This window comes from Mucilaginibacter pineti (assembly GCF_900101875.1).
Taxonomy (GTDB): domain Bacteria; phylum Bacteroidota; class Bacteroidia; order Sphingobacteriales; family Sphingobacteriaceae; genus Mucilaginibacter; species Mucilaginibacter pineti.
The window spans coordinates 137,173-143,426 of the sequence record NZ_FNAI01000017.1; the positions used below are offsets into that span (position 1 = coordinate 137,173).

The 6,254-nt window shown below is 40.6% G+C and carries 8 protein-coding genes; 1 reads left to right on the forward strand and 7 read right to left on the reverse strand.

Features of this window, described 5'->3' with window-relative positions; translation table 11 throughout:
- Nucleotides 1-159: 159 nt before the first annotated feature.
- The 3 genes from BLS59_RS26655 to BLS59_RS26665 all read right to left on the reverse strand — a co-directional run bounded on the left by BLS59_RS26655 (nucleotide 160) and on the right by BLS59_RS26665 (nucleotide 1,745).
- On the reverse strand, nucleotides 160-573 hold the full coding sequence (locus BLS59_RS26655) for a BLUF domain-containing protein (RefSeq protein ID WP_091155257.1): 414 nt from the start codon (nucleotides 571-573) through the stop codon (nucleotides 160-162).
- Between the two features lie 141 nt (nucleotides 574-714).
- Nucleotides 715-1,476, reverse strand: coding sequence for an MBL fold metallo-hydrolase (locus BLS59_RS26660; protein ID WP_091155260.1), 762 nt, complete (start codon nucleotides 1,474-1,476; stop codon nucleotides 715-717).
- A complete protein-coding gene (locus tag BLS59_RS26665; RefSeq protein WP_091155264.1) occupies nucleotides 1,473-1,745 on the reverse strand; it encodes a hypothetical protein in 273 nt (90 codons plus the stop codon). Before BLS59_RS26665 ends, BLS59_RS26660 begins: the two co-directional genes overlap by 4 nt.
- A 155-nt stretch (nucleotides 1,746-1,900) precedes the next feature.
- Here BLS59_RS26665 and BLS59_RS26670 point away from each other — a divergent pair, with 155 nt between their 5' ends.
- Nucleotides 1,901-2,449: an REP-associated tyrosine transposase gene (locus BLS59_RS26670; RefSeq protein WP_091155267.1), complete on the forward strand. Its 549-nt coding sequence runs from the start codon at nucleotides 1,901-1,903 to the stop codon at nucleotides 2,447-2,449.
- Nucleotides 2,450-2,584: 135 nt separating this feature from the next.
- Here BLS59_RS26670 and BLS59_RS26675 read toward each other — a convergent pair whose 3' ends face one another.
- The 4 genes from BLS59_RS26675 to BLS59_RS26690 all read right to left on the reverse strand — a co-directional run bounded on the left by BLS59_RS26675 (nucleotide 2,585) and on the right by BLS59_RS26690 (nucleotide 5,887).
- Entirely contained in the window at nucleotides 2,585-3,142 is a 558-nt protein-coding gene (locus BLS59_RS26675; RefSeq protein WP_205411356.1) for a CAP domain-containing protein, read from the reverse strand.
- 164 nt (nucleotides 3,143-3,306) lie between these two features.
- The gene (locus BLS59_RS26680; RefSeq protein ID WP_162842782.1) at nucleotides 3,307-4,152 is read right to left on the reverse strand and encodes a hypothetical protein; all 846 of its coding nucleotides are present in this window, start codon (nucleotides 4,150-4,152) and stop codon (nucleotides 3,307-3,309) included.
- Between the two features lie 164 nt (nucleotides 4,153-4,316).
- A complete protein-coding gene (locus BLS59_RS26685) occupies nucleotides 4,317-5,258 on the reverse strand; it encodes a phosphatase PAP2 family protein (RefSeq protein ID WP_091155275.1) in 942 nt (313 codons plus the stop codon).
- Between the two features lie 2 nt (nucleotides 5,259-5,260).
- Nucleotides 5,261-5,887 (reverse strand): sterol desaturase family protein, encoded by a 627-nt coding sequence (locus BLS59_RS26690; protein ID WP_091155279.1) that lies wholly within the window; start codon nucleotides 5,885-5,887, stop codon nucleotides 5,261-5,263.
- Between the last annotated feature and the right edge of the window lie 367 nt (nucleotides 5,888-6,254).

The following is a 6,254-nucleotide window of genomic DNA, read 5'->3' on the forward strand; positions in this document are numbered from 1 at the left end:
AATTCGGAGCGCTAATCGTTTGTATCATAAAACGAAAAAAAAATGGCCGGGGAAAATATTTTATGGAAACTAACTAAGGCCGAAGCCTTTGGCGGATAGAGGAATTACAACATAAAACAGGCCGGGGTTTATAGGTTGAGAGCCGGCCTAATGCTGTGGTCAGGAAAGGTTATTGTGTGCGGCAAAGGTTTTAAGCATTTCTATGCTGGTATGGTTATTTTTACCCAAAAAGCTTTCTGTTGATGGATCAAGGAAGCCTTCAAATTCCCTGAGTGTATGGTTATCTACCGAAGCAAATGCCATAGTCCAATCTGGGAAGTTCCTTTTTTCGATAGTGCCGGTTATTAGTTTAATGATGTTTTTGTGCCTTAAATCTAACTCAATTGCTTTAAAGGTTCTTTCTACATCGGCTTTTTCGCCTTCAATTACCTGCATAAATGTACCCTGGCTGTATAAGAGCATCCCGGTAATATTATTGGTTTCGTTATTGACTCGGGCAACGGTGAGTAAATCTAATAGTTCGTAGTCTTCCAGCAATTTTCTTGCTGTACTTACATAAACAATGTATTCCATATGCAGGTGGGGGATTAGGGGATTTAATATTTCATAATTTACTTAGTAACGTGAAAAATTATCAAAAGATTTTTACTTATTGTAATAATTGTGTTATAAAAATAAGGAATTTTAAAAAAAGATGACCTGTAAGTAAGGATTTTAGAGCTCCAGGTTGAGGCCATCGTAAGCCAGTTCAATATGAGCGGGGAGCTCAGTACTTATATCGGCATGTTTACCCAGGCGGTGGCTGATGTGGGTAAAGTAAGTTTTTTCGGCACCCATCTCGTTGGCGAAGGCAATAGCTTCTGCCATTGTAAAATGAGAGATATGCGATTCCTTTTGCAGCGCGTTCACCACCAGTATTTTTGATCCTTTGATCTTTTCCTTTTCCTGGGCCGATACAGTTTTGGCATCGGTTATATAAGTAAAATCATTTATCCGGAAGCCCAAAACCGGCAGCTTATAGTGCAACACCTCTATAGGGGTGAAATTTACGCTGCCAATATTAAAGGGCTGCAAACCAATGGGATGGATAACTACCTGCGGTATGCCGGGATAACCTGCATTATCAAAAATATAAGGAAATTCCCGCACCAGTGCTTTTTGTACGCGACTATCGGCATATACATCTACCGGGCCGTTTTGGCGGTAGTTAAAGGCGCGGATATCATCCATGCCGGCAACATGATCTTTATGCTCATGGGTAAAAACAATGGCATCCAGGTGTTTTACTCTTGCACGTAACATCTGGTACCTAAAATCGGGCCCCGAATCAATAACGATGGTTTTGTCTTTAGCCTTAATTAAAATAGAGGTGCGCAGGCGTTTGTCGCGCTTATCTGCAGATGTACAAACTTCGCACTCGCAGGCAATAACAGGTACGCCCTGCGATGTTCCGGTTCCTAAAAATGTTATGGTCACAGCTGCAGTTTGGTTTGTTTTATCTCCTGCAAAAATGCTATCTGCTTTTCGTCAAGCAGTTTAAAGTCTACCTCAAGCTCGCGCAAAAGTTCAACAATGGCCAGTATCTTGCTTTCCAGGTTTGAGAAACGGTTAATAATTACCATGCGGCTGTTGAGTAACAAACAGGCATTGGTTTTAAAGTTGCCTTTTTCATAGCGCACCCGGTAACCTGCTGTTTTTAACAACATTTCCAGTTTTTCGAGCGTATGATTAGTAGCAGGCAGCATCAACCCAAAATTACTAAATTAAGTGTAATTATGCCCTGCCAGTTTGCAAGGGTATTGTAATCATCTGAAACATACCGTCGCTGGGTTTTAACCCGTGACCTATATGGTTGCAGCTTTCAGCTGCGATTAAGATTTAATTATTAATTTGCTTTACCATGAGCAGCAGTTATAAATTCCGAAACCAGGAAAAGCTTTACTTTGCAACTTTTACAACCATAAGGTGGGTAGATGTTTTTACACGGACTATTTATAAAGAGATCTTGCTTGATAGTTTCAGGTATTGTATGAAACATAAAGGGCTTGAAGTGTATGCCTGGGTTATCATGAGCAATCACGTTCATCTTATAATGGGAAGTCAAAGTAAACCGATGGCTGATATATTGAGGGATTTTAAAACGCATACCGCAAAAACTATAATTAAAGCTATTGAAGATAATTCGCAGGAGAGTAGGAAAGATTGGATGCTTTGGATGTTTAGTAAAGAAGGTAAATTTAATCCCAATAATACGCATCACCAGTTTTGGCAACAGGGTAACCATCCTATAGAACTTGCAGATAATGTTATGATAGATCAAAAGCTGGACTATATTCATAATAACCCGGTTTCTGCAGGTTGGGTTGATATGCCCGAACATTATTTATACAGCAGCGCCCGTGATTATGCGGGAATTAAAGGATTATTAGATATCCAATTAATTATGTGACGTTGTGTGTAAGCTGGAAGCTTACACCTTGCTACCCACGAGTTACGCTACGCTAACCTCGCGGGAGTTTTAAGAGTTTTAATCTGCACATTTGTAATTTGAAATCTGCATATCTGAAATCTGCACATCTGAAATTTATTCCTTTTCCTGCACCAAACGGTATTTACCGGCTTTTATGAGCTTTTGCTGCTGAGCCGAGAATGCCTCGCGACCGCCGAAATCCTGCACCCAGTAGGTTTTATACTCGGCTACGCCAACTTCCTTAAAGCTGGGGTTCATTAGATTTTTACAATGCCCTTCGCTTTTAAACCATCCATCCATTACCTCGGCAATGCTTTGCTGGCCCTGTGCAATGTTTTCGCCAATGGCAAAGCTTTTAAAGCCCTTGAATATATAGCCGGCGGTTACTATGCGGGTTTCCATACTGCGGCCATCCTTACTGGTATGGCTAAAGTAGTTGCGTTTGGCCATATCACGGGCATGGCCGTCGGCGGCATCTTCCAGTTTGTTGTTCCAGGTTAGGGGCGGGGCAGGGGGCATAAACTGACCACCGCAGTTACAGCCTTTTTGTCGGGTTAAATTTATGCGCGCCAAAAATTCCTTCCTGAATTGCGCATCGCTTTGTGCATAAGCGCCGGCAAATGTAAAAAGGGCGGCAAGGGTAAAAATGATCTTCGAAAGTAATTTCCTCATACTTGATATATGACGGTTTTAAAGTAGCGTGGTTTAATTTGGGGTGATACAGCGTTAACGCATGTTTCGGGTTTTCCTGATGCGGATGCGCCATTTGCCACGTTTTTTGCCGCTGTAATAGATAATAACCGCCAGCGCCATTACCGCAAGGGCAATAATAAGGGTTATAACAAGGTTATTCCTCTCGCGGATTTTAAGAACGAGCCCCTTCTGTAGTTGGAGGTATATACTTTTTTTTTGGCTATAGCCGAATCCTGCTTTTTAATTTTTACGGAATCCTGCTTGTTGATAACCGCCAGGCGATCCAGCTCAATTTTATGTGCTATGCTATCGTCAATAAATTCATGCCTTTTTATGGCTAAGGTTGCTTTGGTGTACTCCTTCATATGGCGGTACAAACCGGCGTAACCAACCTGCACAGCCGACTCATTCTTAGGATCGTTGTTTTTTACGGAAAGACTAAGTGCTTCATTTAAATCGCGCATGGCCAGGTTGTAATCTTTAATATCGGCCTTAATAGCCGATAGCTCAATTAACGATGCAATGATATTAGGCACATCATTACGCTGGCGCGATATAGTATTTGATTGCAGGATGAACCATTTAGCCTGGCTGTATTTTTTTTGTGCCCTGTAAATTTTAGATAGATTATTGAAACTGGTACGTAAACCCAAGGTATCATTGGCACTGGAGTAACGGTGCAGGGCAAGCATGGTATAGTTTAAAGCTTCGTTTTGGTAAAACAAACGTACGCGCCTGTTGGCTACGGTATCAAAGTTTAAATACTGATTGGCAATTTGGGTGTAGATAGGGCCCTTTAATGAATCGGCAGTGAGCTGTAATTTTTGCTTAAGACTGTCAAGGTCATCGGCATGGGCAGATAATTTGAATGCGGCTACGAGTAAAAAAAGGCAAGTAATAAGTTTCTTCATATAGGGGCTACCTAAAAGTACCGATTTATTTATCTGATCATACTCAAATAATGTGCCTGTTTGCATGGCAAGCATCATTCAAATAAATAAAATGACTATAAATGGCTGTTTTTGGGCTATAATGGCACTTTATGAGGAATGCTTTCTCCCAATAAAAAAACTAACATTTGGCGCGGAATTTTCCACACTGCCAAATGGATAGTAAATAGTACAAATAATTGCCCATTTTTTGGGCTATGTGTCTAAGTAATAACCTGTTCGTATTTGGTTATAAAGCGTTGCAGCCATTTCCATTTGGCTATAAGCAGGTTAAATAGGGAGATGCCCAGTATGGCGGTTGTTAAACCCGCCAGCACATCAAGCACATAATGGTGACTTGCATATACTGCCGTAAACCAAATACCCAATATTACTATGGCAAAAATTGCGTTTACCCAGCCCAAACGGTTTTTAACCGCGTAATAAAACACAATAACGGGGTAAGCCGAATGCAGCGACGGCATGGCCGCAAACACGTTAGATCCTTTTGTATAGATGGATTTGAAAACACCCACATTAAAGTAAGCATCAAAGCGGGCGAGGCCGCCGGTGTTACCCATTTTCAGGGGGTGAAAATCAAAGCCGTAAAGCTGTACATACCAGGGTGGTGCGGCTGGGAAGGCGTAATAAATTACAAAGCCGAGCAGGTTAACCAGCAAAAAAGTAAGCGAAAAATAAAGGAACTGCCGCCTATTCTTGAAAAACATAAAGGCTGCAAAGCCAAGTGGTACAGGAATCCAGCACAGGTAAAATATGCCGGCCATTATATCAATAAAGGTGGTGCTATTGGCCCGCCAGTATTCGTTTGGCGTTAACAACTGTCCTTTGTAATGGATGCCGAAAAGGTGCTTTTCGAAATTATACAGATCGGCAATGTGTACCTGGTTAAAATTATAATTAGGGATGGCCTTCATATAATCAAATATTATCCAGTACACTACAAAAACTGTAAAGCCTAAAATGAATTTACGTGTAATTACCGACGCGTAAAACATGAGGTTAAAAAGGCCTACAAGTACCAGGCCATCACTTTTAAAACCAAGCAGCAGGTAGGATACTACTAAATAAGCAATGGAAAGCAGAGTAACAGTAAGTACAGATTTTGTGTTTATTGTTACGCTATTAGTGGGCGCAGCATTGGTCATGCTTATTTTTTTAAGAAATCTGAACGGAAAATTTTATCCCAAAACGGCGAGCTTACACCATAACCTTTGTCGGGATCCTGAAAATGGTGCAGCATGTGGTGCTGTTTTATTTTTTTGAAAAAACCGCTTTTGAAGTTAAAATGGTGCATGGCATAATGCGAGATATCATAAATAAGATACCCCAATATAAAGCCCGGGAAGAAACCGAAAATATAATTTACCGGCAGCAAGGCTTTAAACAAAAAGTAAAAGCCGGTTGACAAAGGGATGCTTAATGAGGGGGGCAATACTAAACGCTTGGCATCGCTTGGATAATCATGGTGTACGCCGTGCATAACAAAGTGCAGCCTTTGCGCCCATTTCCAGTTTTTATTTGGTTCCAGGTGAAATACAAAACGGTGCATAATGTATTCAACAATGGTCCACACAAAAAGGCCGGCTATAAACAGACCTATGTATTCAAGGATGCCAATATTTACTTCAAACAGGGCTTTGTAGCTACAAAACAAAATTACGGGTACAAAAATATACAAGGGTACGGTATAATGCACCTTTGATAACAATTCAAAAAAGTCACTCTTAAACATCCTCACAGATTCATGAGAATTGGAAATATATTTCTTCTTCATAGCATATCAGGGTTTAAAACATCAATTATTTCTCTGCCTGTTATTTTATTTGTTAGTAATTTCAATAATATGTAACGGTTTTAAACCGAAAACACGTACAATTTTAATAAAGATTTAGCCAACTGGCACCCCTTTATTTAATTGTTACGAAGATATGATATTTTTGGTTTCTGAATTCAGGTTTGTGTGATCTGTTTTCTGAGGTCTGGTTTGTGAGTTCTGTTTTCTGTTTTTCAAAATAATCAAAACAAACCTGTTCTCATTCGAATTTACCTTACACACCTCACACCTCACACCTCACACCTCACACCTCACACCTCACACCTCACACCTCACACCTCACACCTCACACCTCACACCTCACACC